This is a genomic window from Desulfocurvus vexinensis DSM 17965 (genome assembly GCF_000519125.1).
In the GTDB taxonomy this organism is placed as follows: domain Bacteria; phylum Desulfobacterota; class Desulfovibrionia; order Desulfovibrionales; family Desulfovibrionaceae; genus Desulfocurvus; species Desulfocurvus vexinensis.
The window spans coordinates 331,771-357,170 of record NZ_JAEX01000002.1 but is presented as its reverse complement, the minus strand read 5'-3'; the positions used below and the strand labels follow the sequence as shown (position 1 = coordinate 357,170).

The 25,400-nt window shown below is 70.3% G+C and carries 26 protein-coding genes; 14 read left to right on the top strand and 12 right to left on the bottom strand.

From position 1 onward, the window contains the following. Position 1: 1 nt before the first annotated feature. From G495_RS0104605 to alr, 7 genes are all read right to left on the bottom strand, one after another. Positions 2–514 carry a DUF456 domain-containing protein gene (locus tag G495_RS0104605; RefSeq protein WP_425387595.1) on the bottom strand — a complete coding sequence of 171 codons (513 nt, stop codon included), beginning with the start codon at positions 512–514 and terminating at the stop codon, positions 2–4. After that, entirely contained in the window at positions 515–1,816 is a 1,302-nt protein-coding gene (locus G495_RS0104600; protein ID WP_028586834.1) for a phenylacetate--CoA ligase family protein, read from the bottom strand. 39 nt (positions 1,817–1,855) lie between these two features. Further along, positions 1,856–3,307 (bottom strand): replicative DNA helicase, encoded by a 1,452-nt coding sequence (gene dnaB / locus G495_RS0104595; protein WP_156939576.1) that lies wholly within the window; start codon positions 3,305–3,307, stop codon positions 1,856–1,858. Continuing rightward, entirely contained in the window at positions 3,270–3,830 is a 561-nt protein-coding gene (gene rplI / locus G495_RS0104590) for a 50S ribosomal protein L9 (RefSeq protein ID WP_028586832.1), read from the bottom strand. Before rplI ends, dnaB begins: the two co-directional genes overlap by 38 nt. Positions 3,831–3,842: 12 nt before the next feature. Continuing rightward, entirely contained in the window at positions 3,843–4,103 is a 261-nt protein-coding gene (gene rpsR / locus G495_RS0104585; RefSeq protein ID WP_028586831.1) for a 30S ribosomal protein S18, read from the bottom strand. Position 4,104: 1 nt separating this feature from the next. Continuing rightward, positions 4,105–4,410, bottom strand: a complete 306-nt coding sequence (gene rpsF / locus G495_RS0104580; RefSeq protein WP_028586830.1) for a 30S ribosomal protein S6 — start codon at positions 4,408–4,410, stop codon at positions 4,105–4,107. A gap of 64 nt (positions 4,411–4,474) precedes the next feature. After that, a complete protein-coding gene (alr, locus tag G495_RS0104575; RefSeq protein WP_028586829.1) occupies positions 4,475–5,620 on the bottom strand; it encodes an alanine racemase in 1,146 nt (381 codons plus the stop codon). A gap of 156 nt (positions 5,621–5,776) precedes the next feature. On the opposite strand from alr, the gene G495_RS17660 reads away from it, so the two are divergent. The 5 genes from G495_RS17660 to vapC all read left to right on the top strand — a co-directional run bounded on the left by G495_RS17660 (position 5,777) and on the right by vapC (position 11,752). After that, positions 5,777–8,200, top strand: a complete 2,424-nt coding sequence (locus G495_RS17660; protein WP_051445066.1) for an LPS-assembly protein LptD — start codon at positions 5,777–5,779, stop codon at positions 8,198–8,200. A 115-nt stretch (positions 8,201–8,315) separates the two neighbouring features. Then, positions 8,316–10,187 (top strand): DNA mismatch repair endonuclease MutL, encoded by a 1,872-nt coding sequence (gene mutL, locus G495_RS0104565; protein ID WP_028586828.1) that lies wholly within the window; start codon positions 8,316–8,318, stop codon positions 10,185–10,187. Positions 10,188–10,307: 120 nt separating this feature from the next. Next, on the top strand, positions 10,308–10,979 hold the full coding sequence (locus G495_RS17655) for a hypothetical protein (RefSeq protein ID WP_051445065.1): 672 nt from the start codon (positions 10,308–10,310) through the stop codon (positions 10,977–10,979). Between the two features lie 144 nt (positions 10,980–11,123). Further along, positions 11,124–11,354, top strand: coding sequence for an antitoxin (locus tag G495_RS0104555; RefSeq protein ID WP_028586827.1), 231 nt, complete (start codon positions 11,124–11,126; stop codon positions 11,352–11,354). Continuing rightward, complete coding sequence (gene vapC / locus G495_RS0104550; protein WP_028586826.1) at positions 11,351–11,752, top strand: type II toxin-antitoxin system tRNA(fMet)-specific endonuclease VapC; 402 nt, start codon at positions 11,351–11,353, stop codon at positions 11,750–11,752. The genes G495_RS0104555 and vapC overlap by 4 nt, the downstream gene beginning before the upstream one ends. A 107-nt stretch (positions 11,753–11,859) precedes the next feature. Here vapC and rfaD read toward each other — a convergent pair whose 3' ends face one another. Then, entirely contained in the window at positions 11,860–12,831 is a 972-nt protein-coding gene (gene rfaD / locus G495_RS0104545; protein WP_028586825.1) for an ADP-glyceromanno-heptose 6-epimerase, read from the bottom strand. Between the two features lie 271 nt (positions 12,832–13,102). On the opposite strand from rfaD, the gene hisH reads away from it, so the two are divergent. The 4 genes from hisH (at position 13,103) to fdhD (ending at position 16,142) form a co-directional block, all read left to right on the top strand. Continuing rightward, complete coding sequence (hisH, locus tag G495_RS0104540) at positions 13,103–13,747, top strand: imidazole glycerol phosphate synthase subunit HisH (RefSeq protein ID WP_028586824.1); 645 nt, start codon at positions 13,103–13,105, stop codon at positions 13,745–13,747. After that, entirely contained in the window at positions 13,737–14,516 is a 780-nt protein-coding gene (gene hisF / locus G495_RS0104535) for an imidazole glycerol phosphate synthase subunit HisF (protein ID WP_028586823.1), read from the top strand. Before hisH ends, hisF begins: the two co-directional genes overlap by 11 nt. A 374-nt stretch (positions 14,517–14,890) precedes the next feature. Next, positions 14,891–15,322, top strand: coding sequence for an MOSC domain-containing protein (locus tag G495_RS0104530; protein ID WP_028586822.1), 432 nt, complete (start codon positions 14,891–14,893; stop codon positions 15,320–15,322). Further along, positions 15,309–16,142, top strand: a complete 834-nt coding sequence (gene fdhD / locus G495_RS0104525; RefSeq protein WP_084457845.1) for a formate dehydrogenase accessory sulfurtransferase FdhD — start codon at positions 15,309–15,311, stop codon at positions 16,140–16,142. Before G495_RS0104530 ends, fdhD begins: the two co-directional genes overlap by 14 nt. A 95-nt stretch (positions 16,143–16,237) precedes the next feature. Here the strand turns inward: fdhD and moaC are convergent, their stop codons facing one another. The 4 genes from moaC to G495_RS0104505 are packed head-to-tail and all read right to left on the bottom strand — an operon-like array spanning position 16,238 to position 19,422. Next, entirely contained in the window at positions 16,238–16,747 is a 510-nt protein-coding gene (moaC, locus tag G495_RS0104520) for a cyclic pyranopterin monophosphate synthase MoaC (RefSeq protein ID WP_281171687.1), read from the bottom strand. Positions 16,748–16,751: 4 nt separating this feature from the next. Beyond that, positions 16,752–17,864 carry a molecular chaperone DnaJ gene (dnaJ, locus tag G495_RS0104515; protein WP_028586819.1) on the bottom strand — a complete coding sequence of 371 codons (1,113 nt, stop codon included), beginning with the start codon at positions 17,862–17,864 and terminating at the stop codon, positions 16,752–16,754. A gap of 3 nt (positions 17,865–17,867) precedes the next feature. Next, positions 17,868–18,089 (bottom strand): DNA-directed RNA polymerase subunit omega, encoded by a 222-nt coding sequence (rpoZ, locus tag G495_RS0104510; RefSeq protein ID WP_028586818.1) that lies wholly within the window; start codon positions 18,087–18,089, stop codon positions 17,868–17,870. Then, entirely contained in the window at positions 18,058–19,422 is a 1,365-nt protein-coding gene (locus tag G495_RS0104505) for a DUF4340 domain-containing protein (RefSeq protein ID WP_028586817.1), read from the bottom strand. Before G495_RS0104505 ends, rpoZ begins: the two co-directional genes overlap by 32 nt. Before the next feature lie 229 nt (positions 19,423–19,651). Here G495_RS0104505 and G495_RS17650 point away from each other — a divergent pair, with 229 nt between their 5' ends. The 5 genes from G495_RS17650 (at position 19,652) to G495_RS0104480 (ending at position 25,315) form a co-directional block, all read left to right on the top strand. Continuing rightward, positions 19,652–20,464 carry a tRNA lysidine(34) synthetase gene (locus G495_RS17650; RefSeq protein WP_084457842.1) on the top strand — a complete coding sequence of 271 codons (813 nt, stop codon included), beginning with the start codon at positions 19,652–19,654 and terminating at the stop codon, positions 20,462–20,464. A 14-nt stretch (positions 20,465–20,478) separates the two neighbouring features. Further along, a complete protein-coding gene (locus G495_RS0104495; protein ID WP_028586816.1) occupies positions 20,479–21,381 on the top strand; it encodes a M23 family metallopeptidase in 903 nt (300 codons plus the stop codon). A gap of 168 nt (positions 21,382–21,549) precedes the next feature. Then, on the top strand, positions 21,550–23,520 hold the full coding sequence (gene asnB / locus G495_RS0104490; RefSeq protein WP_028586815.1) for an asparagine synthase (glutamine-hydrolyzing): 1,971 nt from the start codon (positions 21,550–21,552) through the stop codon (positions 23,518–23,520). Next, positions 23,517–24,686: a glycosyltransferase family 4 protein gene (locus G495_RS17645; RefSeq protein ID WP_051445064.1), complete on the top strand. Its 1,170-nt coding sequence runs from the start codon at positions 23,517–23,519 to the stop codon at positions 24,684–24,686. The genes asnB and G495_RS17645 overlap by 4 nt, the downstream gene beginning before the upstream one ends. Continuing rightward, positions 24,683–25,315, top strand: a complete 633-nt coding sequence (locus G495_RS0104480; RefSeq protein ID WP_281171686.1) for a sugar transferase — start codon at positions 24,683–24,685, stop codon at positions 25,313–25,315. Before G495_RS17645 ends, G495_RS0104480 begins: the two co-directional genes overlap by 4 nt. Positions 25,316–25,400 lie beyond the last annotated feature (85 nt).

The window sequence follows — 25,400 nt, the reverse complement described above, 5'->3', positions numbered from 1 at the left end:
TTCAGCCGCCCCAGACGGGCGGCACGGCCAGGGACAGGATCACCGCCCCGAAGCCGATCTTGACGGTCATGCCGAAGAACTTGCCCCACATGGCGCCCATGGCCGCGCGCCTGGCCTCGGCCCAGTCGCGCCCGTTCATGCGCTCCACGATCAGGCAGCCGCCCCAGGCGCCAAACAGCGCCCCGGGCAGCGCCCCCAGCCCCAGCAGCAGCCCGGCCCCGAGGATGGCCCCGGCGATGGCGCCGATGATGCCGCCCACGTTGCCGCGCCCGGTGGCGCCGTATTTCTGCGCGCCCTTCAACTGGATGACGAATTCCAGCACCTCGGCCACGCCGGCCAGGGCCGCAAGGCCCAGGAAGAACCACCAGCTCATGTCCATGGCCGGGTGCGTGACCTTCCACAGCGCCAGCAGGGCCAGCACGATCCAGTTGGCAGGCAGGGACAGCACGTGCAGGCCCATGACGGCGATGCACAAAAGGATGAACAGCCCCGGGACGATCTGCGTCAGCTCCACCTAGCCCTCCCCGCGCTCGTCCAGGACGCGCTGGGCCTTGCCCTGGCTCTTGGGCAGGCTGTCGCTCTGCACCAGGTCCACCCGGGGCGTGACCAGCAACTCGTCGCGCAGCCGGGTCTGGATGCGCTTTTGCAGGCCGGAGAGCACGCGCATGTCTTCCACGAAATGCTCCTGGCGGATCTCCACCTTGACCCGGATCTGGTCGATGAAGCCTTCCTTCTCCAGGACGATCAGGTAGTTCTCGCCCACCTCGGGCATGGCCATGAGCACCTGCTCGATCTGCATCGGGTAGATGTTCACGCCCTTGATGATGATCATGTCATCGGCGCGGCCCTTGATGCGGTCCAGGCGCCGGTGGACGCGCCCGCAGGCGCAGGGCCCGGGCACGAAGCGGCTCAGGTCGCGCGTGCGGTAGCGCAGGATGGGCATGCCCTCGCGGGTCAGCGTGGTCATGACGATCTCGCCGACCTCGCCGTCGGGCACGGGCTCCAGGGTTTCGGGGTCCACGATCTCCACCAGGAAGGCGTCCTCCCAGACGTGCATCCCGCACTGGTGCGGGCATTCGAAGGCCACGCCCGGGCCGTTCATCTCCGACAGGCCGTAGGAGTTGAAGGCCCGCAGGTGCAGCATCTCCTCTATCTTGCGGCGGACCTCCTCGGTGTGCGGCTCGGCGCCGATCATGGCGACGCGCACGGGCCAGCGGGCCTTGTCCGCCGGGTCGATGCCCATCTGCTCCAGGGCCCCGGCAAAATACAGGGCGTAGGACGGGATGATATGCAGCACCGTGACGCCCATGTCGGTAATGAGCTTGATCTGGCGCGCGGTGTTGCCCGCCCCGGCGGGGATGGTCAGGCAGCCCAGGCGCTCGGAGCCGTAGTGGAACCCGAGCCCGCCGGTGAACAGCCCGTAGCCGGACATGTTCTGGAAGCGGTCGCCGGGGCGGACCCCGGCCATGTGCATGCAGCGGGCCATGAGCCCGGCCCAGGTGTCCACGTCGTTCTGGGTGTAGAAAATGACCGTGGGGTTGCCCGTGGTGCCGCTGGAGGCGTGCAGGCGCACCATGCGGTCCACCGGCTCGGTGAGCAGCCCGTAGGGATAGTTGTCGCGCAGGTCCTGCTTTGTGGTCAGCGGCAGGCGGCGCACGTCGGCCAGGGTGCGGATGGAGTCGGGGGTGACGCCCGCCAGGGCGCGGGCGTAGTGCGGGGAGCGGCGGGCGCGCTCCACGGCGCTGCGCAGGCGCACGAGCTGCACGGCGTCCAGCTCCTCGCGCGAGAGCCGTTCCGCCCGGTCGAAGACTTCCACGGTGTGCTCCGGTGTTGAAGGTTGCAAGGCCGGGGCAGGCTACTCCGCGCGGGGCTCGCGGGTCAAGTTGCGGAAGGCGGTGTACTCGTTGTCGAAGAACAGTTCCACCACGCCCGTGGGGCCGTTGCGGTGCTTGCCGACGATGACCTCGGCGATGTGGCGCTTGGGGTTGTCCTCGGCGGTGTTGTACACCGCGTCGCGGTACAGGAACATGATCAGGTCGGCGTCCTGCTCGATGGCTCCGGATTCGCGCAGGTCCGAGAGCTTGGGGCGCTTGTCCGTGCGCTCCTCGACTTTGCGGTTGAGCTGCGACAGGGCCATGACCGGCACGTGCAGCTCCTTGGCCAGGGCCTTCAAGGTCCGCGAAATTTCAGAAATTTCCTGCTCGCGCGAGTCGATGCGCCGCCCGGGGCGCATGAGCTGGAGGTAGTCCACGATGACCAACCCCAGGTCGTGCTCGGCCTTGAGGCGCCGGCAGCGCGCGCGCAGCTCCATGGTGGTGATGGCCGGGGTGTCGTCGATGAACAGCGGCGCGCGGGAGAGGTAGTCCCCGGCGTCGTAGAGCCGGGCCCAGTCCTCGTCGTCGAGGTAGCCGCGGCGCAGGCTGGCCAGGTTGACCCGGGCCCGGGTGCAGAGCATGCGCATCATGAGCTGCTCCATGCCCATTTCCAGGGAGAACACGGCGGTGGTCACGCCGTAGTCGGCGGCGGCGTTCAGGCCCACGTTGAGGGCAAACGAGGTCTTGCCCATGGCCGGGCGGCCCGCGACGATGATCAGGTCCGTGGGCTGGAGCCCGGCGGTGATCTCGTTCAGGTCGTAGAAGCCCGTGGGCACGCCGGTGACCTGCTCCTTGCGGTTGTACAGCTCGGTCAGCTTGTCGAAGACGTGCTGCAAGAGCTGCTTGGAGCCCATGAAGCCCTTGGTGGAGCGCTTCTCGGTGATGTCGAAGATGGCCTGCTCGGAGCGGTCGAGCAGTTCCTCCATGTCCAGGTGGCCCTCGAAGCAGGAGGCGATGATGTCCGAAGCGGTGGAGATGAGCTGGCGCTGCACGGACTTGTCACGCACGATGCGCGCGTGGTGCACGGCGTTGGAGGCCGCCACGGTGCTGCCCGCCAGTTCGGCGAGATACACCGCGCCGCCGACCTCGTCCAGGCGCCCGGCCTTTTCCAGCTCGTCCTGGGCGGTGAGCAGGTCCATGGGCCGGCTCTTGCGGAAGAGCTCGGAAAACGTCTCGAAGATGATCTGGTGGACGGGGGAGTAGAAATCGTCGGGGCCGAGGATGTCCACGAGGTCGTGGAACACCTCGTTCTTGAGGAAGACCCCCCCCAGAACCGCCTGTTCGGCTTCGAGGTTGTGGGGGGGGACCTTGCGCAGCAGGTCCGACGAGACCCGTTCCAGGGTCGCGCCGGAGTCGGCGGCGCCGCCCCCTTGGGGGCGGCGCGACCGTCTGTCGTTATTCAGCGGCCTGTTCCTCGGGCTGTCCTGCGTCATCGCTGGCGGCCTTTTCCTCGGCCCGGGCGGCGGCAGCAGCCTGGGCCTCCTCGGGGGTGATGGGCTGGCCCGGGACCCAGTCGTGGCTCACAACCGCCACGGACAGCACGGTCTCCACGTCGGGGTGCAGCTTCACGTCCAGGGAGTATTCGCCCAGGGCGCGGATGGGCTCGCCCAGCACGATCTTGCGGCGGTCCAGCTCGACGCCGCGCTCGGCCAGGGCCTCGACGATGCTCGCGGTGGACACGGAGCCGTACAGGCGCCCGCCCTCGCCAACGCGCACGCGCACGATGACGCGCTCGGCGGTCAGCTTGTCGGACAGCTCCTGGGCGGCGGCGCGCACGGAGTCCATCTTGGCCTGGAGCTTCTTGCGCTCCAGCTCGAAGGCCCGCAGGTTGCCCTCGGTGGCGGGCATGGCCAGGCCCTGGGGCACCAGGTAGTTGCGGCCAAAGCCGGGCTTGACGGTGACGACTTCGCCCAGGCGGCCAAGGTTATCCACATCGGCGCGGAGGATGAGTTTCATGGTCGACACCTCCTAGATGGTCCGCTTGCGCACGGCAGAGCTGTGGGTCGCGGTGTAGTAGAGCAGGGCCATCTGGCGGGCGAGCTTGATCGCCGAGGTCAGCGCGCGCTGGTGCTTGGCGCAGGTCCCGGTGATGCGCCGGGGGATGATCTTGCCGCGCTCGGCGATGAAGTCGCGCAGGATGTCCGGGCGCTTGTAGTCGATGGGCAGTTCCTTGTCGGCACAAAAACGGCAGAACTTGCGCCGGGGGGTGAATTTCTTGCGGAAAGCCATGCTACGCGACCTCCTCGACGTTCTCATCCAGCTTCACGGTGACGAACTTGAAGATGCCGTCGGCGATGCGGATGTTGCGCTCCAGCTCGGCGATCAGGGCGGCGGGGGCGTTGTACACCAGGCGGACGTAGTGCCCGCGGTCCATCTTGCGCACCGGGTAGGCCAGGTCGCGCATGCCCCAGTCGTCGGTCTCCACCAGCGTGCCGCCCTCGCGGGCGATGACGCCGGTCAGGGCGTCGAGCAGGCCCTGGCGCTCCTCCGCCGGAAGTTCCGGCGAGAGCAGCAGCAACGTTTCGAATTTCCTCATTGTCCTCTCCTTGCGGTCGTATGGCCCGCGCCCACCTGGGCACGAGCAAGGCGAAGCGGGGTTGTTATTCGTTTTCCCCCGGGCTGTCAAGGATGTATTCCCGGCGGTTCATGCCCAGCAGGCAGAGCACCTCGTAGCTGATGGTGCCCCACCACTGGGCCAGCTCCTCGCTGCGGATGGCGTTCGGCCCGGGGCCGCCCAGCAGCCAGACCCGGTCGCCCGCGCGGGCCTGGGGCACGTCGGTCACGTCCACGGCGGTCATCTGCATGCAGACCCGCCCCACCACCGGCGCGCGCAGCCCGTGCAGCAGCACCTGCCCCCGGTTGGACAGCGCGCGCGACCACGCGTCGGCGTAGCCCGCGCCGATGATGGCCACGCGCATGTCGCGCCCGGCGGTGAAGGTCCGCCCGTAGCTGATGGTCTCGCCCTTCTTGAGGTCATGGACCTGGTAGACGCGGGTCATGGTCTCCATGGCGGGCATAAGCGCCGCGCCCAGCTCCTGGCGCGCGGTGCCCCAGAAAGGGTTGGCGCCGTATAGGGCGATGCCCGGGCGCTGGAGGTCCAGGTGCAGCTCGGGGTAGGCCAGGATGGCCGCCGAGTTGGCCAGGGTGGCCTGCACGCGCAGCCCGCCCGCCCGCAGCACGGACACGGCGGCGGCGAACCGCGCGGCCTGCTCGCGCACGAAGGGCTCCTGCTGCGGCTCGTCGGCCACGGCCAGATGCGAGGCGGCCATGACCGCCTCGATGCCCGGCAGGCCAAGGACCGTTTCCAGCACGCGCCCGGCCTCGTCGGGCAAAAAGCCCAGGCGGCGCATGCCGGTGTCGAACTTCAGGGCCACGGGCACGCGCACGCCCGCGCGGCGCCCGGCCTCGGAAAGCTTCTCCAGCTGCTCACGCCGGGCGCAGAAGCAGACCACGCCCTTGCGCGCGGCGGCCTCGTAGTCCTCGGGCAGCTGCGGGCCCAGCAGCGCGATGACCCGCCCGGTGAACGAGGTGCGCCCCAGGTCCAGAGCCTCGCCCACGGTGCCCACGGCCAGGGTCCGCGCCCCGGCCCCGGCCAGGGCCTCGGCCACCACGGCCAGCCCGTGCCCGTAGGCGTCGGACTTGATCACCGCGCAGCCGTTGCCGCCCAGGGCGTTCATGACATTGAAGTTGTGGACGACCGCGCCGGGCCGCACCCGCGTGACGATATGATTGTATCCGATGGTCATGGCCGTGCTCCTTTGCCGCCGCCTGGCGGCGCAACGCGGCAAGATATACGGATTTTCCGCCGGGTCTTCCACTGTTCTTTTCGGCCCGGCTGTGGTAAGCAGGGCGGCATCGCCACACCGGCCACGCCGGTCCACGTCAGGAACCGAAGGCAGAGCATGACCGAACAGCATCCGCCCCGTCGCCAGAAATGCCCGGCGGCCTTTTGTTTTGCGGGCTTGGCCCTGGTGGCCGCCGTCCTGGCCCTGCTGGCCTGCACCTCCGCCCGCGCCGAAGGCGACGTGCTCGCCGAGCACCTCGAAGCCGAAGCCACGCAGGACACGCCCTGGCAGATCAGGGCCGACACCCTGGCCGCCCAGCACGACACCGAGGTGCTCCAGGCCGACGGCAACGTGCTGCTGACCCAGGGCGAAAACACCCTCAAGGCCGACCACGCCACCTACTACCGGGCCACGGGCTGGGTCCACCTCGTGGGCAACGTGGAAATCGACTGGTCCATGGACCGCCTGCGCGCCCAGGAGGCCGAGTTCGACCTCAAGAACAAGGTCGGCTGGCTGAAGAACGGCGAAATCTTCGTGGCCGAACCGCACCTCTACTTCAAGGGGGAGCGCATCGAAAAGCACGAGGGCGACCGCTACACCTTCGAGAACGCCCGCGTTTCGGCCTGCGACGAGCCCGGCGAGGCGTGGTCCATCGCCATGGAAGAGGGCGAGATCACCCTGGAGGGCTACGCCTGGCTGTGGCACCCCAAGTTCCTGGTGCGCGACCAGGCAACCTTCTATTCGCCCGTGGCCATCCTGCCCGTGAAAAGCAAACGCCAGTCCGGCCTGCTGCTGCCCGAATGGGGCCACAGCTCGCGCCACGGCGCCATGTACAATCAGCCCATCTACTGGGCCATCAGCGACGAGGCCGACGCAACCTTCTACGAGAACTGGATGAGCGAGCGCGGGCTGATGCAGGGCCTGGAGTTCCGCCACACGCCCAACACCGGCACCAAGGGCCTGTGGCGCATCGACTACCTGCACGACGCCATCCGCGAGCCCACCGAGGCCCAGGAGGACGGCCAGTTCAACGACGACGGGCTGGTGCGCCCCAATGCCGACCGCTACTGGATCCGCAGCAAGATCGACACGCACCTGCTCGACCCGCGCTGGAAGGCCAAGCTGGACATCGACTGGGTCTCGGACCAGAACTACCTGCGCGAATTCAAGGTCGGCAAGAGCGGCTTCACCCAGAGCCGCGAAGACTTCCTCAAGGAATTCTCGCGCGACATCGCCAACGCCGACGCCCTGGAGCGCGAGTCCGCCCTGATGCTGTCGCGCTCGTGGGACGCGGGCGGCGTGGTCGCCAAGACGGCCTGGACCCAGAACCTGGAATACCAGGGCGGCAACCGCGACCGTGACAGGAACCCCACGGCCCAGACCCTGCCCGAGTTGCACGCCTACCTGTGGAAGGACCGCGTGTTCTCCGGGCCCCTGGAATTCGAGGCCGAGGCGGGCACCACCCACTTCTGGCGCCAGTACGGCACCCAGGGCACCCGCATGGAGCTGCACCCCAAGGTCAGCCTGCCCGTGCAGGCGGGGAACGTGTCGGTCATCCCGACCCTGGGCATGCGCGAGACGGCCTACTTCGTGAGCAAATACGAGAACCATCCCGCGCCCAGCCACGACGACAGCCTCGCCACGCGCAACATGCCGACCATGAACGTCACGGCGTTCACCGAATACTACAAGGTCTTCGACCTGGCCGCCTCGCCCGAGGTTCCCGCCGCAGGCTCCGTTGCCCTGCTGCCCGGCGACAAGGGCGAGCCCGCCAAGGACAACAGCCGCTGGACCAAGATCCGCCACGCGGTGCAGCCCCGGGTGGACTACGACTGGGCGCCCTATGTCTCCCAGGCCAACAAGCCCTTCTTCGATGAGCTGGACCGCCTCGGCCCCCAGAACGAAATCACCTACTCGCTGACCAACATCCTGGACCGCAGGCGCGAGCGCATCGCCATGCGCCAGCTGCCCGACGCCCCGCTGGGCGAGGACGGCAAACCCCAGGGCGAGCCCTTCCTTGCCGTGGACTACCGCGAATTCCTGCGCCTGCGCCTGGAGCAGGGCTTCGACCTGCGCGAGGCCTCGCGCATCGAAGGCCGCAGGCAGTACCCGCGCCGCCCCTTCTCCGATGCCCTGGGCGAGCTGACCCTCTCGCCCGACGACTGGATTTCGCTGGTCAACCGCTCCTACTGGTCGCCCTACTCCGGCGACATCACCCGCCACGAGCACTTCGTGCGCGGCATCTGGCAGGACATGGCCATCGCCGAATTCGGCCTGGACTTCCAGGACGCCGTGGACACCTACAAGGACCGCAACCGCGCGCGCATCCGCCAGATCCGCTTCGGGCTGGACATCATCGCCTCGCGGCGCTGGTCCACGGGCTTCACCTACCGGGCGGACATGACCACCAACACCGACCTGGAGCAGACCTACTACGTCACCTACACCCACCAGTGCTGGGACATCACGGTCTACTACACCCACACCCCCTTCGAGGACCGCTTCGAGGCCCGGGTCCAGCTCCTGGGGCTGACCTTCTAGCCACGCCCGGCCCGGCTGCGGCGCGCGCCGCAGCCGGGGGCGCACGGGTCCGCCTTCCACCCCGGGACCCCGGCGCCCCCTGGCGCCCGCCCCGGCTTTGGGCTAGACTGGGCCCATGCCGCACCAGCCCGCCGCGCCCCGCCGCCCCATCCAGGTCCTGCCCCCCGAACTGCAAAACCAGATCGCCGCCGGCGAGGTGGTGGAGCGCCCGGCCTCCGTGCTCAAGGAGCTGGTGGAAAACAGCCTCGACGCCTGGGCCACCCAGGTGGACGTGAGCATCGACCAGGGCGGCCAGGGGTCCATCACCGTCACCGACGACGGCTTCGGCATGGACCCCGCCGAAATGGCCCTGGCCCTGACCCGCCACGCCACCAGCAAGATCGCGGACGTGCGCGAGCTGGAGTCCATCGCCAGCTTCGGCTTCCGGGGCGAGGCCCTGCCGTCCATCGCCTCGGTGTCGCGCCTGACGCTGACCTCCATCCCGCGCGGGGCCGCCGAGGGCTTCTGCATCGAGGTGGACTCCGGGCGCGAGGTGGCGCGCGGCCCGGCGGCGCTGCGCGCGGGCACGCGCATCGAGGTCCGCGACCTGTTCGTCAGCGTCCCGGCGCGGCTCAAATTCCTCAAATCCCCGGCCACCGAGGCCCGCCGCTGCCAGGACGCCCTGTTCCGCCTGGCCCTGGCCCGGCTGGACGTGGGCCTGCGGCTGGCCAGCGGCGGGCGCGAGGTCTTCGCCCTGCGCCCGGGGCAGACCCTGGCCGAGCGGCTGGCCGTGGCCTGGCCCCCGGCGGTGACGGCGGCGCTGCTGCCCTTCGATTTCGCGCGCGACGACTGCCGGGCCCACGGGCTGGCGGGCGACCCCCAGGCCGCCCAGGGCCGGGCCGACCGCATCCTGCTCTACGTCAATGGCCGCGCCGTGCAGGACCGGCTCATGCTGCGCGCCGTGCGCGAGGCGTACTCCGGGCGGCTGCTCGCGCGCGAGTACCCGCAGGCCGTGGTCTTCCTGGAGCTGCCCCCGGGCGCCACCGACGTCAACGTCCACCCCGCCAAGACCGAGGTCCGCTTCCGCGACGAATCCCTGGTCTTTTCCGTGGTCCGCCGGGCCATCGCCAGCGCCCTGGAGCGGCATATGGACGGCGCCCCGGGCTCCGGCACCGGGGTGCGCGAGGCCCTGCGCGGCGGGGCGGGCGCCCCGGACGCCCACGACGCCCTGCCCCCGCGTGCGGACGCCCGCCCGGGCTTCGACACCTGGCGCGAATACACGCGCACCGTGGCCCGCGAGGAGCGCCTGGGCTTCGGGCTGCCCCCGCGCCCGGCCCCGGCGGCCCCGGCGGCCGCCCGCGACTTCGCCGCCCCGGGCCGCCTGGCCGAACCCGGCCCGGGCCCGCGCCCGGGCGCCCCGGACCCCGCCCCGGCCCCGGCCCTGGACGACCTGGGCGGCGGCCCGGCCACCTACCTCGGGCAGCTGGCCGACACCTATCTCATCCTGCGCCACCACGACGGCACCCTCTCGCTGGTGGACCAGCACGCGGCCCACGAGCGCGTGCTCTACCACAGCTTCGAGCGGGCCCAGACGCGCGGCGACGCCCAGCCCCTGGCCGTGCCGCTGGATCTGCCCCTGCACCCCGCCGAGGCCGCGCGGCTGGACGAGCTGTGGGAGGGCCTGCGGACCCTGGGCTTCGGCCTGGAACGCCCGGCGCCGGAGCTGTTGCGCGTGGCGGCCATCCCGCCGCTGCTCACCGTGGCCCGCGCCAAGGACTACCTGCGCGCGGCGGTCAGCGGCCAGTCGCGCGACGTGCGCGACCTGTGGGCGCTCATGTCCTGCAAGGCGGCCATCAAGGCCGGGCAGGCCCTGGCGCGCGACGAGGCCCTGGCCCTGCTGGAGGCCTGGCGCGCCGTGCCCGGGCGCGACTACTGCCCCCATGGCCGCCCGGTGCGCATCGCCTGGACCCCCGCCGACCTGGAGCGGCTCTTCAAGCGCAAGGCCTAGGGGCGCGCAACAACGCGGCCCGGCCCCGCGCCCCGGGTTTTGCTTGCGCCAAAGCCGCGCCCGGGGCTATCATCGCCCGAAACCGGGAGGCCCATCCCCCCGCCACGAAAGGAGTTCCCCGTGCAGCTCAGCATCGAGATCGCAGGCTACAAGAACGAGGTGGTCGTCTCCGCCGTGCCGCGCACCTTCTTGTCCCGCGTGGCGCGCCACTGCTACGGCAAGAACAACACCCCCTACTTCGCGCACAACTGCTTCAAGGGCGTGCTCTATTTCGACGAGGAGCTGGCGCGCAAGTTCGCCCGCCAGGTGGGCTACGACTGGAACGGCTGGTGGGAGGAATGCAAGTTCCACCACCGCGCGGCCTACGTGTTCGAGGCCGGGATGCGCATCGTGGTGCGCGCGGGCGGGCAGGAGCAGACCGTCTACCCCTCGCAGGTCACCCACGCCGAGACGCCCGTGTCGCAGCACGCCCTGCTGCACAAGCTGGCCGAGGGCGAGGTGCTCATGTTCATGGGCTCCATCGACAGGGGCGCCCAGACCTTCCTGCTGGACGGCTTCGAGGGCGAGTTCGACCCCGCGCAGCTGATGGTGGCCATGGAAAGCTTCGCGGAGTTCGGCCACGAGGACAAGCTCATCACCGGCCTGACCTACGCAGGCCGCCCCCTGACCCCCGGCCACGATGACAGCAAGGGCAAGCGCATGATCGTCCCCGCCATGTTCGCCCCGGACGGCGCGGAAGTGGAGCTGGACGACCTGGTGGGCGAGGGTTGGGAGGAGCAGGAAAAGCTCTAGCACCGGCGCGCGGGCGGGTTCGGCAGCAAGGGCCGAGACAGAACCCCCACCCGGAATCCATGGCCTACGGGCCGCACCACGCTGCTCCAGCCCCCCAAAGGGGGGACACGCAAGCACGCAGCCCACGCCTGGGAGGAAAAAGCCATGCAACAAGCCAAGTTATTCCAAAAAGGGCAAAGCCAGGCGGTGCAACTGCCCAAGGATTTCCACTTCGAGGGCGACAGCGTGTCCATCAAGCGCATCGGACGGGCTGTGGTCCTCTTGCCCCGCGACAAGCCGTGGGAAACCCTCTTCGACTCCCTGGCCCAATTCTCGCCGGACTTCATGGACAAGCGCAACCAGCCGCACCCCGATATCCGTGAGGAATTCGAATGAAGGTCCTCCTGGATACGAATATCTGCATCTACATGATAAAGAACAGGCCGCCGGAAGTCCGCAAGCACTTTGAACAATTCGCTCCAGGGGATATTGCCATCTCCTCAATCACCGTTGCTGAACTGCACTACGGCGTCGAAAAGAGTGCCGCCAGGGAAAGGAACGCATCAGCTCTGGAAGCCTTCCTCCTGCCCTTGGAAATTGTGCCCTTTGATCTTGATTCCGCCCTTGCATACGGCAAGATCCGCGCCGACCTCGAAAAACGAGGGCGGCCCATCGGCGGAATGGACATGCTGCTCGCCGCCCAGGCCATGGCGCAGGGGTTCACGCTTATCACCCACAACCTGAAAGAGTTCACGCGAATCCCCGATTTGAAATGCGAAACATGGGTTGACTAGGCACGCAATCACTCAGCAATCCACGCCTCAACGCCCACCCAGGCCACAAAAAAGGCTCCCCCGCGCGGGGGAGCCTTTTTTGCGGCCTGGGCCTCGTGAGCCCCCCCCTACAAATACCGCTCCTCCCGCGCCAGATAGCCCTGCACGTAGTCCTTCGCGGCGTCTTCCAGGCTCGTGAACTGCACGGGGCAGCCGGTGGCGGCCAGTTTGGTCATTTCGGCCTGGGTGTAGTACTGGTACTTGCCGCGCAGTTGCTCGGGCATGTCGATGTATTCGATGGCCTCGGGCAGGCCCATGGCGGCGAAGACGCTGCGGGCGAGGTCGTTCCAGCTGCGGGCCCGGCCGGTGCCCACGTTGAACACGCCGCCGACCTCCGGGTGCATGAGCAGCCACCACATCACGTCCACGCAGTCCTTCACATAGACGAAATCGCGCATCTGGCCGCCGTCGGGGTAGTCGGGATGGTAGCTCTTGAAGAGCTTGAGCTTCCCGGTCTGGCCGATCTGCGTGTGCGCCTTGCAGATGACGCTCATCATGTCGCCCTTGTGGTACTCGTTTGGCCCGAAAACGTTGAAGAATTTGAGGCTGGCCAGGGAGCCGAGCACGCCCTCGCGCTGGGCCCAGAGGTCGAAGAGCTGCTTGGAATAGCCGTACATGTTCAGCGGGCGCAGCTCGCCCAGGCGGGCTTCATCGTCGGAGAAGCCGCGCGAGCCGTCGCCATAGGTCGCCGCCGATGAGGCGTTGATGAAGCGCGCGCCGTGCTCCAGGCACCACGCGGCCAGGGTCACGCTGTAGCGGTAGTTGTTCTCCATCAGGTAGTCGGCGTCCTGCTCGGTGGTCGAGGAGCAGGCGCCCATGTGCGTCACGCTGTCCACGCCAAAGGGCAGCTCGTCGTGCAGCACCATGTCCAGGAAGGTGTCCTTGTGCAGGTAGTCCGCATAGCGCAGGCTGACCAGGTTCTTCCAGCTCTCGGACGTGCCCAGCTCGTCCACGACCACGATGTCCGTGATGCCCATCTGGTTCAGTTTCCAGACAAAAGCGCTGCCGATGAACCCGGCGCCGCCGGTGACGATATGCATGGTGCGTTCCTTTGCGCGCGGGGCGCGGGGGTTGCGGGTTGGGGGGCGCGGGGCGGGCGGGGCCCGGGCCACGCCGGTGGGCCTGTCTTACCCTCCCCGGACGCGCAGGGCAAGCCAGCGCGGACCGCGCAAAGCCCCGGCGTGGGGTTTTGGCAAATTTGGCGAAACGCCCCACCCGCCCCTTGTCTTGGCGGCGGATATTTACTATTGCGCGAAGGCTGTACCCGGGCGGGTGCGCACGGCCCCGCCCCACCGCAACGGAGAACCGCACATGCTCGCCATCCTCGACTACAAGGCTGGAAACCAGACCTCGGTGCGCCGCGCCCTGGACTCCCTGGGCATCGCCTGCGAAATCACGGCGGACCCGCAACGCATCCGCGCCGCCTCGGGCCTCATCTTCCCCGGGGTGGGCGCCGCCGGGCAGGCCATGGGCCAGCTGCGCTCCAGCGGGCTGGACCACGCCCTGGCCGGGCATATCGCGGCGGGCAAGCCGCTCCTGGGCATCTGCGTGGGCTGCCAGATCATGCTCGACTACTGCCAGGAGAACGACACCGCCACCCTGGGCATCGTGCCCGGCGAGTGCCGCATGTTCAACCCCTCCTGGGCCGACGAGGACGGCGTGCCCATCCGCGTGCCGCACATGGGCTGGAACCGCGTGACCCTCAAGAACCCCGCCGAGCCGCTCTTCGCGGGCATCGACCCGGCTGCGGAGTTCTACTTCGTGCACAGCTACTACCCGGCCCCGGCGCCGCAGTACGTCCTGGGCACCACCAGCTACGGCATCGACTTCTGCTCGGTCCATGGCCGCGAAGGCCTGTGGGCCGTGCAGTTCCACCCCGAGAAGAGCGGCGGCCCGGGCCTGGCCCTGCTGGCCAACTTCGCCGCCTACTGCAAGGAGGCCGTCCGTGCTCAGTAAGCGCGTCATCCCCTGCCTGGACGTCCGCGACGGGCGCCTGACCAAGGGCATCAAGTTCAAGGACAACATCGACATCGGCGACCCCGTGGCCACGGCGCGCACCTACTACGAGGAGGGCGCCGACGAGCTGGTGTTCTACGACATCACCGCCTCCCACGAGGGCCGGGGCATCATGCTCAAGGTCGTGGAGCGCGTGGCCGAGCAGATCTTCATCCCCTTCTCCGTGGGCGGGGGCATCGGCACGGTGGAGCAAATGCGCGACGTGCTGCTGGCGGGCGCCGAGAAGGTCTCCATCAACTCCCCGGCGGTGAAGGACCCGGACCTCATCAGCCGGGGCGCGGCGGCCTTCGGCTCGCAGTGCATCGTGGTCGGCATGGACGTGCTGGCCGTGCCGCCTTCGGACACCTGCCCCTCGGGCTACGAGATCGTCATCCACGGCGGGCGCCAGCGCATGGGCCTGGACGCCGTCCAGTGGGCCAAGACCGCCGAGGCCCTGGGCGCGGGCGAGCTGTGCGTCAACTCCATCGACGCCGACGGCACCAAGGAAGGCTACGAGCTGAAGCTCACGCGCATGATCTGCGACGCGGTGTCCATCCCGGTCATCGCTTCGGGCGGCGCAGGCACCCCCGAGCACATGGCCGCCGCCTGCCAGCAGGGCCGCGCCAGCGCCGCGCTCATCGCCAGCATCGTCCACTACGGCGAATACTCCATCCGCGACTGCAAGAACGTCATGAAAGCCCACGGCGTCAAGGTCCGCGAGGTCTGGTAGGGTCGCGGGAGGGCGGCAGGGACGGGAGAAGGCGGGGCGACTGGAGGGGCGGAAAACCAGGCACCCCAGTGGTGCAACAGACCGCACCCCAAGCGCCCCCGCACAACGCGACGACACACAACAAGAGCCCCCGGAACCGAAGTTCCGGGGGCTCTTGTTGTGCTGTGGGGTGAGGCGGTGGGAGGTCAACGTCGCGGCCACAACGTTTGTGAGGAATGCGCCGCCCCGCCGCCATCCCGCCCCCCCCTACCTTGTGCCCAAGCGTGCGCAAGCCTTTTGGGCTTGAAGTTGACTAAAGTGGTAGGGTATAGTCCTGGAAAACGCGGCGCCAGGGGGCGGCGCGGCACCATCCAGAACCGGCGGGAGGCAGACACATGGGCACCATTCACGCGGTGTGCGTCAGTACGGTCAAGCACCAGCGCAAGGAGGAGGTCGGCAGCGTGGAGCTGCGCGAGGATTACGGGGTGGCGGGCGACGCCCACGGCGGCGGGGAGCGCCAGGTCAGCCTGCTGGCCATCGAGGGCATCCGCCGGATGCAGGAGAAGATGCCCTCCCTCGTGCCCGGCGACTTCGCCGAGAACCTGACCACCGAGGGCATCGCCGTGGAGCTGCTGCCCGTGGGCACGCGCCTAGCCGTGGGCGGCGCGGCGCTCCTCGAAATCACCCAGATCGGCAAGAAATGCCACAACAAATGCAACATCCACAAGACCGTGGGCGACTGCATCATGCCCCGCGAGGGCGTGTTCGCGCGGGTGCTGCGCGGCGGGGTGGTGCGCAAGGGCGACCCCATCCATGTCGTCAGCTAGCGCGCTGGCCACGGCCCGGCCCGGGCAGGCCGTGGGCCTGCATCCGACCCTCAAGCGCAGGAGCGGCGAGGTCTTCGCCTGCGACGACGAGCTGACCGTGGAGGAGCCGCTGGAAATCCATGTGGACGCCATGCCCTACGCCGTGACCATGCGCACGCCCGGCGACGACCTGGCCCTGGTGGCGGGGTTCTGCCTCGGCGAGGGCCTGGCGCGCCACGCGGGCGACCTGTTGCGCCTGGAGCACTGCCCCGCCGGGCACGACCGCGTGCTGGTGGACCTGCACCCCCAGGCCCGCACCCGCGCGCCGGGCAGCCGGGCGCGGCGCGATTTCGTGGCCCGCTCCAGCTGCGGGCTGTGCGGCAAGCAGAAAATGGACGACATCCACGCCGACCTGCCCCCGGTGCCGCCGGGCGGCAGCCTGCCCATGGACGCCCTGCTGCGCCTGGAAGCCGATTTCCGCACGCGCAGGCCGGTCTTCGCGCGCACCGGCTCCACGCATCAGGCGGCGGTGTATGACCGCCACGGCGCCTGCCTGGCCGCCGCCGAGGACGTGGGCCGCCACAACGCCCTGGACAAGGCCGCCGGGCGCGTGCTGCTGGACGGCACCCGGGAGCGCGCCTTCGCCGTGCTGGTCTCGTCGCGGCTGTCCTTCGAGATGGTCCTCAAGGCCGTGGCCCTGGGCGCGCGGGTGCTGGCGGGGGTCAGCGCCGCCACGACCCTGGCTGTGGACTTCGCCCAGGCCCGCAACCTGACCCTGGTGGGCTTCCTGCGCCCCGGCGGGATGAACGTCTACACCCACCGGGAGCGCGTGGCGCCCTGAGCCGCGCGCCCCGGCGCCAGCGCCCCGCCCCCGCCATGCGAAAAGCCCCCGCAGCGCAGTGCTGCGGGGGCTTTCGCATCGGCGCGGGGCCGGGGTCAGCGCCCGGGGGCGTCGTAGGTGCCGCTCCTGCCGCCGCTCTTGTGCAGCAGGCGGCAGTCGGTGATCACGATGTCCTTCTGCACGGCCTTGCACATGTCGTAGATGGTCAGCGCGGCGACCTGGGCGGCCACCAGGGCTTCCATCTCCACGCCCGTGGGGCCCGTGGTGCGCGCCTCGGCCTCGATGTGGATGGCCGCCTCGTCCTGCGCGGGCGTGAAGCGCACGTCCACATAGGACAGGGCCAGGGGGTGGCACATGGGGATGAGCGCGTGGGTCTGCTTGGCGGCCAGGATGCCCGCGACCTTGGCCGTGGCCAGGGCGTCGCCCTTGGGCAGGGCGTTTTCCTGAAGCAGGGCGAAGGTCGCCGCAGACAGGCGCACCGTGGTGCCCGCCAGGGCCACCCGGCGGGTATCGGCCTTGTGGCCCACGTCCACCATGCGCGCGTCGCCCGAGCCGTCGATATGCGTCAGACCGCCGCCGCGTCCGTTCCCGTGCTGTCCGCCCACGGCCTCACCCGCCCATGGCCTTGTCCACGGCCTTCTTGAAGAGGTTCTTCATCTTTTTGCCCACCTTGCCTTCCTCGATCTCGGCGAACTCGCGCAGCAGCTCTTCCTGGCGGCGCGACAGGCCCGTGGGCGTGGTCACGACGACCTCCACCAGCAGGTCGCCCATGCCGCCCCGGTTCACGAAGGGCAGGCCCAGGCCGCGCAGACGGAACACCGCCCCGCTCTGCGTGCCCTTGGGCACGGTCAGCTTCTCGGGCTCGTCCAGGGTGGGGATTTCCACGCTGGTGCCCAGGGCGGCGGACACCATGTCCACCTGGATGGTGTGCACCAGGTCCTGACCCTGGCGGCGGAAGGTCTTGTCCTCCTCCACGTAGAGCACCACGTAGAGGTCGCCGGGGGGGCCGCCGTGGATGCCGGGCTCGCCCTCGCCGCGCAGGCGCAGGCGCGAGCCGTTGTCCACCCCGGCGGGGATGTTCACCGCCAGTTCGCGGACCTGCTGCACGATGCCCGCGCCGCGGCACTCCGGGCACGGCTCGGCAATGACCTGGCCCTTGCCCCGGCACGAGGGGCACGGCGCGGCCACGCGGAAAAAGCCCTGGGACTGCACGATCTGCCCCGAGCCGCCGCAGTGGCGGCAGGTCTCGGGGCGGGTGCCCGGGGCGGCGCCGCTGCCGTTGCACTCGTGGCAGGGCACGTTGCGCGGCACCTTGATGGTCACGCTGTCGCCCTTGGCAGCCTGCCGGAAGGAGATGCGCAGGTTGTAGCGCAGGTCGGAGCCCTGGGTCGGGCGCGGCCCGCGCGAGGCGGCGCCGAAGCCGAACAGGTCGCCGAAGATGTCGGAAAAGGAGCTGAAAATGTCGTCGGCGTTGGAAAAGCCGTGGTACCCGTTGCCGCCCAGCCCTTCGTGCCCGAAGCGGTCATAGCGCGCGCGCTTGTCGGGGTCGCGCAGTACGTCGTAGGCTTCGGCGGCCTCCTTGAAGCGGGCCTCGGCCTCGGGGTCGTCAGGGTTGCGGTCGGGGTGGAACTCGAAGGCCTTCTTGCGATAGGCCCGCTTGACCTCGTCGTCCGAGGCGCCCCGCTCGACGCCCAGCACCTCGTAGTAGTCTGCCTTGGCCATGACCTACCCGATGCTCGAGGCGACACCGATCTCGCTGAGATCCTCCGAGGGCAGCACCTTTCCGGCGGCGATCTCGCGCAGGGAGGACACCACTTCCTTGTTCTTGCACGGCACCAGCGAATCGTAGCCCTCGCGGTACTGCTTCACGCGCTTGATGCCCATCTGCACGATGAGGAAGCGGTTGTTGACCTTCTCAAGACAATCTTCGACCGTGATTCTGGCCATGTGTGTCTCCCTTGAAAGCACTGCGGGCCCGGTGGTCCCGGGCGCCCTGGTTCGAGCCCGCCCCCGGCTGCGGGGGCAAGAGGCCCTTGAGATCTTTGTAGAACTGATCCGGGATGCGGTAGAACCCCTGCTGCGCCCCGTGCGACACCCAGCACCGCCCCGCGGGCAGGGCCGGGTCGATGTGAAACACGAACTCCCGCTTCTCGCCGCCGCGCAGGCCCAACTCCAGGCGCAACCGCTCGCGCGCGCCGGGGGGCGGCGTCTCCAGCGGCCCGAATTCGTACTGCAAGTCAGTAAGACGCCACAGGAGCATGTCAATCCCCGTCAGGGCGCCGGGGAGCCCCTGGACCCGCCAGCGCCTGCCGTCGCGCTCGGCGCGCAGCTCCTGGCCGGAAACCGAAAGCACCAGCCGATCGACCGCGCCCGGATCGAGGGCGGCCAACCGGCGGTCGGCGAACGAAAAAGCATTTCTGTCTACTTTGGCGACCTGCCCCGGGTCAAGCAGAAAGTAGGCCTCCTGGCGGCTGGAGAGCGCCGTCCAGGGCCCGGCGCCATCCGCCGGGGCGAACAGTTTCAGGGCGTGCTCCCCGGCGCCGCGCTGGCGCAGGGTCACCAGCAGGTCGGGCTCGCGGCCCGGGGCGGGGGCCTCGGGGGCGGGCCCCAGGGCCTGCAGGGTGCGCAGCTCGTGCAGCCACAGGTCCAGGGCCTCGGCCAGGGCGGGCTGCCCGGCGCGCTCGGCCGGGCGAACGAACGCGGGGCCCGCCGCGCCGCGGGCGATCTCCACCGCCTGGGAACCCCGCCCCAGGGTCACCGCCTCCACCTGCCCGGGATCGAAGTCCAGCAGCCGCAGGTCGAGGTAGTGCCCGGCGGGGCGGCCCAGCACCTGGGCATACTCCCGGGCCAGCAGGACGACCCCGCCGCCCCCGCGCCGGGCGAAGACCCCCGCGCCCTTGGCATCCGGCGCGCCGATTTCCAGGCGGTCGGCGTCGTTGATGGTCAGGCTGGCGGCAGATCCCAGGCCGGAGCGCTCCGGCCCGGGATCGTCCACCCGGGCCAGCGGCCGGTTGCGGGCCAGGAAATCCAGCAGCGCCTCCACCCGGACCGGATCGGCCAGGGGCTGCCCGGCGGCGCCGGGCACGCGCAGGGCCCAGCCCCCGCCCCGGGCCTCCAGGGCGTATTCCCCGGCAGGCCCGCTCACGGCGATGCGCACCACCTCGCCCGGGGCGTACTCCGGCCACGCCCCGCCAGGGCGGGACGGCTTCCTGCCCGGCAGGGCCAAAAGGGCCACAAGAGCCAGGGCGGCCACAAGAGCCAGGGCAGCGTGCTTCTTCATGGTCATTCCGTGGGGCAGGCCCGGGCGGGCGGTTCGTCGCGCCGGGTGGCGCGCGAGGACATGACTATGTCCACGCCTTCCGGGTGTCAAGGCGCGCGGCGCGCCTCGCGGCGGGCGGGGGGCGGTTGCGTCCGGCCCGGGTTTGCCGTACACAGGCCCCGGGTGCCCGCCGCCGCGCGGCCCCGCTCCGCACCATCCCGAACACACCCGCGAGGTCACAGAAAACGCCATGGCACAATGGGGAAAGCTCAACTACGCCCAGCAGCAATGCCTGGGGGCCGTGGGCAAACTGATGCAGCAGGCCGCAATGCTCGCCCCGGGGGCGCGCGTGGGCGTGGCCGCCTCGGGCGGGGTGGACAGCTGGCTCATGCTCCAGGTGCTGCTCATGCGCCAGCGCATCGTGCCCTTCCCCTTCGAGCTGATGGTGCTGCACGTGAACCCGGGATTCGACGCGGGCAACCACGCGCCCCTGGCCCAATGGTGCCGCGACAACGGCGTGGCCGCGCACATCGAGCTGACCGACCACGGCCCGCGCGCCCACTCCGAGGAGAACCTCAAGGCCTCGGCCTGCTTCTACTGCGCCCGGCTGCGGCGCAAGGCGCTGTTTGCCCTGTGCCGCACCTACGGGCTGACCCACCTCGCCCTGGCCCACACCGCCGACGACCTGGCCACCACATTCTTTATGAATCTTTTCGAAACGGGCAAGGTCCACGGCCTGGGCATGGCCGAGGACTTCTTCGGGGGGCGGCTCAAGGTCATCAGGCCGCTGCTTTATCTGGAGAAAAAGATCGTCATCAAAGCCGCCAAGGCCTTCGGCCTGCCCGTGTGGTCCAACCCCTGCCCCAGCGCCGGAGCCACCCGCCGATCCGACTGGGAAGCGTGGCTGGACGAGCACTACCGCCGCGCCCGGCACATCCGCCCCAACGTGCTCCAGGGCCTGCAGCGCTGGCAGCTTGACAGAACCGCCGGGAAGCAAGTAGGTCATGGTAGCTCTTCCGGAGGGATTCCCGGCCCGCAAAAATCCACGGCCTTTTCCGAGTGATGATTGGGAGGCGTATGCTTTTTCGAAAATACCACATCGTGGTCTTCAAGGATAACGAAGGGTGTTCCCGAAAGCTCCGCCTGCGGGGTTGGCTGCTGTTCGTCCTGGCGGGCCTGACTGCGGGGCTCATCGCCGGCAACGTCTATTTCTGGCGCACCTACTCCGGCTACTCGTCGGCCCAGACCGCCCTGGACGAGGCCCAGAAGACCGTCCAGGAACAGCGCACCCAGCTGCTGTCCCTGGCCTCCAAGATCAAGAATCTCGAAAAAGACCTCATGCGCATCCGCGACTTCGACTCCAAGCTGCGGGTGATGATCAACCTCGACCAGGAACGCGACGGCGGGACCTCCCTGGGCGGCAGCACGCCGTCCGACTTCTCCGAGAACTACCTGCCCATGCACCGCCAGGAACTGCTGGCGCGCAAGATGCACAACTTCCTGCACCAGCTGAACACCGACACGCAGATGGAGGAAGTGCGCCAGCAGCAGCTGATGCACGTCATCCGCGACAACCGCGAGCTGTGGGCCGCCACCCCGAGCATCTGGCCCACCCAGGGCTGGATTTCCTCCGATTTCGGCTACCGGACCTCGCCCTTCACCGGCAAGCGCGAGTTCCACAAGGGCCTGGACATCTCCGCGCCCCAGGGCACGCCCATCTACGCCCCGGCCAAGGGCGCCGTGACCTTCTCGGGGCGCGACGGCAGCTACGGCCTGGCCCTGACCGTCAACCACGGCTCGGGCATTGCCACCCGCTACGCCCACCTGCACTCCGCCGCCGTGAAGAGCGGCCAGAAGATCACCCGCGGCCAGCTCATCGGCTACGTGGGCAGCACGGGCCGCAGCACCGGGCCGCACCTGCACTACGAGGTGCGCCTGAACGGAGTCCCGGTGAACCCGATGCGCTATATCCTGAACTAGCCGGCCACCGGCACCACGAGCCCCCAGCCCTCTTGCCGGTTCGCCAACGCAAGAGGGCTTTCTCTTGGGCCCGGCCCGGCGCTCCCCTGCCCGGGAGCCCGAAGGGCCGCCAGGAGCCAGCCAGGAACCCACCATGACCCAACGCCCCGCCCCCCGCAGGAACACGCCATGTGCGGCATAGCCGGATACTGGAGCCCCACCCCGCCCCCGGGCGGGCATGAGCCGGTCCTCGAAGCCATGGCCCTGGCCATGGGCCACCGGGGCCCCGACGCCAGCGGCGGCTTTGCCGACCCCCAGGGCGGCCCGGCCCTGGCCCATGTGCGGCTGTCCATCCTCGACCTCTCCCCGGCGGGCGCCCAGCCCATGCACTCCGCCGACGGCCAGCTGACCATCAGCTACAACGGCGAGGTCTACAACTACGAGGCCGTGCGCCGCGAGCTGGAAGACCTGGGCCAGGCCCCGGCCTCGGGCTGGCGCGGCCACTCGGACACCGAGGTCATCCTGGAGGCCGTGCGCGCCTTCGGGCTGCACGGCGCCCTGTCGCGCTTCGTGGGCATGTTCGCCTTCGCCCTGTGGGACCGGCGCGACCGCTCCCTGACCCTGGTGCGCGACCGCCTGGGCATCAAGCCCCTGTACTACGGGTTCGCCGGGCCGAGCCTGCTTTTCGGCTCGGAATTCAAGCCCCTGCGCCGCCACCCGCACTGGACCGGCGGCGTGGACCCCGGCGCCCTGGGCCTGTTCCTGCAAACCCTCTACGTGCCCGAGCCGTGGAGCATCCACCCCGGCTTCCTCAAGCTGGAGCCCGGGCACAGCGTGCGCCTGACCGCCGCCGACCTGGCCGCGCGCACCCTGCCCGCGCCGCGGGCCTTCTGGTCCCTGGACGAAGCCGTGCGCCGGGGGCGCGAGGCGCCCTTCGCGGGCTCCGACGCCCAGGCCGTGGAGGCCCTGGAGGCCCTGCTCACCGACGCCGTGCGCCTGCGCACCGTGGCCGACGTGCCCCTGGGGGCCTTCCTCTCCGGCGGGGTGGATTCCTCCACCGTCACCGCCCTGCTGCAAAAAATCAGCACCCGCCCGGTGAAAACCTTCACCATCGGCTACGCCGAGGCCGGGTACGACGAGGCCGCCCACGCCGAGGCCGTGGCCGCGCACCTGGGCACCGAACACACCACCTTGCGCGTGAGCCCGGCCCAGGCCCGCGAGGTCATCCCCCTGCTGCCGCGCTTCTACGACGAGCCCTTTGCCGACGCCTCGCAGATTCCGACCTACCTCGTCTCGCGGCTGGCCCGCGAGCAGGTGGTGGTGGCCCTGTCGGGCGACGGCGGCGACGAACTGTTCGGCGGCTACAACCGCTACCTGCTGGCCCCCGCGCTGTGGGCCCGGGCCGTGCGCCTGCCCCGGGGCCTGCGCCGGGCCCTGGGCGCCCTGCTCGAAGGCCCGGGCGGCGGCGCCGTCAGCGCGGCCATCGAGGCCCTCCAGCGCCTGCGGCCCCCGGCCCGGCGCCAGCTCATCGTGCGCGACAAGCTGCACAAGCTGGCCGCCGCCCTGGGCGCGTCCTCGCGCGAGGCCTTCTTCCACGCCCTGGCCTCGTGCTGGGCCCACCCCGAGGCCGTGGCCCTGGGGGCGGCCCTGCCGCCCACGGCCTTCACCGACCCCGCCCGCTGGCCCGGCCAGCCGGACTACGCGGCCTGGATGATGGCCATGGACATGCGCACCTACCTGCCCGGCGACGTGCTGCACAAGGTGGACCGCGCGTCCATGGCCGTGGCCCTGGAAGCCCGCGTGCCGCTCATCGACCACCGCGTGGCCGAATTCGCCCTGACCCTGCCCCTGGCCATGAAGCTGCGCCAGGGGCGCGGCAAATGGCTGCTGCGCCAGGTACTTTACCGCCACGTGCCGCAGGAGATCTTCGACCGGCCCAAGCAGGGCTTCGGCGTGCCCATCGACCAGTGGCTGCGCGGCCCGCTGCGCGACTGGGCCCGGGGCCTGCTGGAGCCCGCGCGCCTCGCGCGCGAAGGGTTCCTGGCCCCCGCCCCCGTGGCCCGCGCCCTGGACGAGCACCTTTCGGGCCGCGCCAACCGCCAGTACCAGCTCTGGGCCGTGCTCATGTTCCAGGCCTGGCTGGAGGAGTACGGCTCGTGAGCGCGCCGCGCGTGCTGCTGGCCTCCCACGCCGGGGTCAACGTGGCCCTCATGCGCCGGGCCCTGGTGCGCCGCCTGCTGGCCGAAGGCGCCGAGGTCCACGTGGCCGTGCCGCGCGACGCGCACTTCGACGCCGTGGCCGCCCTGGGGGTCCGGGTCCACCCCTGGGCCATGGCCCGGGGCAGCCTGCGCCCGGGCGCGGCCCTGGCCTCGGTGGCCGCCCTGCGGGCCATCGTGGCCGCCGCGCGGCCTCAGGTGGTCCACGCCTTCACCCACCAGCCGAACATCTTCGCCCGGCTGGCCGTGGGCCGCGCCCGGCCATTGGTCAACTCCGTCACCGGGCTGGGGTCGAATTTCCTGGGCCAGGGCGCGGGCGGGGCGCTGCGCCGCGCGGTGTTCCACACCCTGTACCGCGCCACCCGCGCGCGCTGCGCGGCGCTGATCTTCCAGAACGACGACGACCGCGCCCATTTCGCGGCCCACGGGCTGATCGGCGCCGCGCCCGCGTTCATGGTCCGCGGCACGGGGGTGGACGTGGCCGCCCTGCGCCCCGGGGCCGAGGACGCGGCCCGGGTGACCGCAGCCCGCGCGGCCCTGGGCCTGGGCCCGGAGCATGTGGTGCTGACCCTGGCCGCGCGGCTCATCCGCGACAAGGGCGTGTTCGAATTTCTGGACGCCGCCCGGGCCCTGGCGGCGCGCCACCCCCGGGCGCGCTTCCTGCTCGTGGGCGAGCCCGACCCCGGCAACCCGACCTCGCTCTCCCCCGAGGCCATGGACGCCACGCGCGCCGACGGCGCCGTGGTCTTCGCGGGCTGGCGCGACGACATGCCGCTCATCTGGGCCCTGTCCGACGTGGCCGTGCTGCCCTCCTACCGCGAAGGGCTGCCCGTGAGCCTCCAGGAGGCCCTGGCCTGCGGGCTGCCCGTGGTCACCACCCAGGCCCCGGGCTGCCGCGAGATCGTCGCCCCCGGCGAAAACGGCCTGCTGGTGCCCGTGGGCGACGCCCCGGCCCTGGCCCGGGCCATGGCCACCCTGCTGGACGACCCGGCCCTGCGCCAGCGCATGGGTCAGGCGGGCCGCCGCCGCGCCGAGGCACTCTTCAACGCCGACACCCTGGCCGGGGAGATCGTCGCGGTCTACCGGCGCATCTGCAAGGAGTTCCCGTGAACACGGAACACATGGCCCTGTACGCGCGCATCCCGGCCTGGAAGCGCTGGATGGACGTGATCCTGGTGCTCGCCCTGGCCCCGCTGTGGCTGCCCCTGGCCGGACTGGTGGCCCTGGCGGTGCGCGCCCGGCTGGGCGCCCCGGCGGTCTTCCGCCAGCAGCGCGCGGGCCTGGGCGGACGACTCTTCACCATCTACAAGTTCCGGACCATGACCGACGAGCGCGACGCCTCGGGGGCGCTGCTGCCCGACGAGCGGCGCCTGCCGCGCTTCGGGCGCATCCTGCGCGCCACCAGCCTGGACGAGTTGCCCGAGCTGTGGAACGTGCTGACCGGGGACATGAGCCTGGTCGGCCCCAGGCCGCTGCTGCCCCAGTACCTGCCGCTGTATTCGCCCGAGCAGGCCCGGCGCCACGAAGCCCTGCCGGGCATCACCGGCTGGGCCCAGATCCACGGGCGCAACGCCATCACCTGGCCCGAGGTCTTCGCCCGCGACGTCTGGTACGTGGACAACATGAACCCCCTGCTGGACCTGGCCATCCTGGCCCGGACCGTGGGCGCCGTGTTCGCGCGCCGGGACGTCAACGAGCCCGGCGCCGCCACCCGCACCCCGTTCTCCGGAAACGGATAACCAGGCGTTGTCTGCGCCCGGGTTTTCGGATACACCCCCCGGCAGCGGCCCCGTCCCGGGGCCACGCAGCAAGGAGCGGACAATC